Raw genomic sequence first — 2,809 nt, 5'->3', positions numbered from 1 at the left:
CGAGCTCGCGCTCGGCCCCGCGTCGGCGGGGGAACCAGTAGTGGCTTAGGCGTGAGCGCGGCGGCGACGGCGGCCGACCAGGAGGACAGCGCCGCCCGCCACCAGGAGGCCGAGGCCGCCCGCGGCGATCAGGCCGGCCTGCGGACCGGTGATCGGCAGGGCGGCCGAGCCGACGACACCGCCGTTGGTGGGGACGGCCTCGGGGGCGACCACCGCGGCCTCGAGCAGGCCGAGGCTCATCTGGGCGGCGACCGTGGAGCCTACGTCTCCGTAACCGTCCTTGCCGCGGCCGTCCGACTCGTCGGCTCGGCCCTCGCTGATGGCGATCTCGACCGCGGAGGCCTTGGCCGCGACCGCGTTGGCCTTGGTGGCCCGCCGCACGTCGCCCAGGGAGATCCGCACCGTGACGCCGTCGGTGGCGGCCGGGGCCGACTCGGTGTCCGGGGTCGGGAGTGAGGGCAGGCCGGGGATGCTCGGCAGGGGCAGCGCCGAGGTCGGCAACAGGCCACTGAGCTTCGGCAGTGCGTCGAGTGACGTGGACTCGGAGGAGTGCTCGTCGGTGCCGAGGGAGATGTCGACCGCGTCGCCGGCGGTCGTCAGCGTCTTGGACTTGCCGCCCGGCCAGGTGACCTTGACCTTGGCCGGCTGGTAGGCGACCTGGCCGCCGGTGGTGGCGCCCATGCTCGCGGTCAGGACCGGCGGCTCGAGCACCTGAAGCTTGATCTTGCCGTCGGCCAGGGTCAGCTTGCCGGCGTCGATCGTGGCCGCGGCCACCGGGCGAGGCTCGCCGCCCTCGCGGGACAACGAGGTCGAGCTGAGGCTGGAGATGCTGTTCGAGGCGTGGAGCAGGCCGAGCAGGTCGACGCGCTTCAGCGAGGCCGACGAGTGCGCCGCCTCTCCGGCGGCGTTCCCGCAGGCCATCGCCGCGTCCCACCGGGCGTGGGCACCCAGGTCGCCGGCGCCGAAGCCGAGCGGCCCGGCCGAACCGGACGGCGTGTGCCGTGCGACGTCGGCCGAATTGGGCGGCGCCGACTGGATCAGCGGCTTGCTCAGGGCGCCCTCGCCGTCGACGATGCGGCCGACCGCCACCGCGTTGGTACGCGCATCGGCGATCATCGCCGTCTTGGTCTCCCCGAGGCCGACCCCGGCGACCGAGGACGAGGAGCCGCCCGATGTCTCCCGGACCGGCCCGCCTCCGCCCTGGCCGCCGCTGCCCGCCGCGCCGAGCGCCCCGCCGGGCGCCGTGACCCCGCCGTTGGTGATCGACTTCAAGAGGTCGCTGGTCCCGCTCACGAACCCGGTGACTCCCTCCCCGCTGTTCCCGATGTCGCCTCCGGTGAGGTCGGACCCGGAGCCCAGCAGCCCGTCGGCGGTGTCGGTAACCGACTCGCTCTCCCCACGGGAGCGGCCCGACGGCGTGGGCAACGAGTCGGAAGAGTGCGACGACTTGATCGAAGGCCGCGCCGGATCAGAGCTCCTGTGCCATGCGAGCCGGTCGATCCGGAGCATCTCCGCACCCGACTGGGCGGCAAAGTTGCCGGCCCGTTCGCAGGGCGCGGGTGCCGCGAAGGCGGGCGTTGGTGAGGTGAGCGAGCTCGCGAATCCGAGCGCGATGACACTGGCGGCCATTGATCTGGCGGGCGTCATGGCAGTTCCCTCCCGAGGTGGGCCGTGGTGAGCGACGTCTACGGGTCTGCCCAACGACGGTCAATCTGGGCGGTTGCGTCTTATCTATCCGACAACCCCGGCGGGTACCCCAAAACAGGCATTTGGTGCGGCGCGGAGTGCGTCGTAGGGTGGGGTGCATGGGAATGCTGTGCGCGGTCAGCTTCAACCGGTACGGCCGTCTTTACTACCTTGATCCGGGCGATTTCGCTCCCCAGGTCGGCGACCGGGTGCTCGTGCCGACCGACGACGGACCCGAGGTGGCCGAGTGCGTCTGGGCCGCCCAGTGGGTGGACGAGGACACGGACGGCTTCCCCAAGGTCGCCGGCCTCGCCGACGACACCGATCTGCGCCGCGACGAGCTGCTGCGCAAGCGCAAGGCCGAGGCCAAGGTTGCCGCCAAAAAGCTGATCAAGGCGCACGAGCTGCCGATGAAGGTCGTCGCCGTCGACCACGTCCTCGAGCAGGGCGGTTCGGGCGGCGCCCGAACGACGATCTATTTCACGGCGCCCCACCGGGTCGATTTCCGCTCTCTCGTACGCGATCTGGGCGCGACCCTGCACTGCCGCGTCGAACTCCGGCAGCTCTCGGCCCGCGACTCGGCCCGGGTGCAGGGCGGCATCGGCTCGTGCGGCCGCGACCTGTGCTGCGCCACGTTCCTGACCGACTTCGAGCCGGTCACGATCCGCATGGCCAAGGACCAGGACCTGCCGCTCAACCCGCTCCGCATCTCGGGCGCCTGCGGCCGGCTCATGTGCTGCCTCAAATACGAACACCCGCTCTATCAGAAATTCCAGGCTTCGGCCCCGGCGGTCGGCTCCCGGGTCACCACGCCCGAGGGCGACGGCCGGGTCGTCGCGCACAGCGTGCCCAACGACGCGGTCGTCGTCCGGCTCGACACCGACGGCTCGCGTTGCTCGTGCAGCCGCGCGTCGGTGTGCGGCCCGCGCCAGAGCCACGAGGAACGTTACGGCTGACGCTCCCCGGGCGTACCGCCGGAAGCGGAATCGCCGGTCGGCGAGGAACCACCGGGGGTTGGGGGGGGGGGGGGGGGCGGCGCGCCGCGGGGGGGGGGGCTGTGGGGGCGGGTTGGGGCGGCGCGGGGTTTGTGGTAACGCGCCCCCCCCCGCGCAAAAGGGGGGGC

At 72.6% G+C, this 2,809-nt stretch carries 2 protein-coding genes; one reads left to right on the top strand and one right to left on the bottom strand.

Going from position 1 to position 2,809, the window contains the following annotated elements; genetic code table 11:
- Nucleotides 1-45: 45 nt before the first annotated feature.
- Nucleotides 46-1,425, bottom strand: a complete 1,380-nt coding sequence (locus tag AB0M88_RS53095; RefSeq protein WP_364116261.1) for an LPXTG cell wall anchor domain-containing protein — start codon at nucleotides 1,423-1,425, stop codon at nucleotides 46-48.
- A gap of 380 nt (nucleotides 1,426-1,805) precedes the next feature.
- On the opposite strand from AB0M88_RS53095, the gene ricT reads away from it, so the two are divergent.
- A complete protein-coding gene (ricT, locus tag AB0M88_RS53090; RefSeq protein WP_364116258.1) occupies nucleotides 1,806-2,642 on the top strand; it encodes a regulatory iron-sulfur-containing complex subunit RicT in 837 nt (278 codons plus the stop codon).
- Nucleotides 2,643-2,809: the final 167 nt, after the last annotated feature.

The sequence above is a fragment of the Actinoplanes sp. NPDC051411 genome (genome assembly GCF_040682075.1).
Classification (GTDB): Bacteria; Actinomycetota; Actinomycetes; order Mycobacteriales; family Micromonosporaceae; genus Actinoplanes.
Note: the sequence above shows the minus strand (reverse complement) of the source record. Positions and strands in the feature narration are given on the sequence as shown.

Excerpts from the sequence above, each read along its gene's own strand:
- ricT (WP_364116258.1), top strand. The coding sequence starts at position 1,806 with ATGGGAATGCTGTGCGCGGTCAGCTTCAACCGGTACGGCCGTCTTTAC.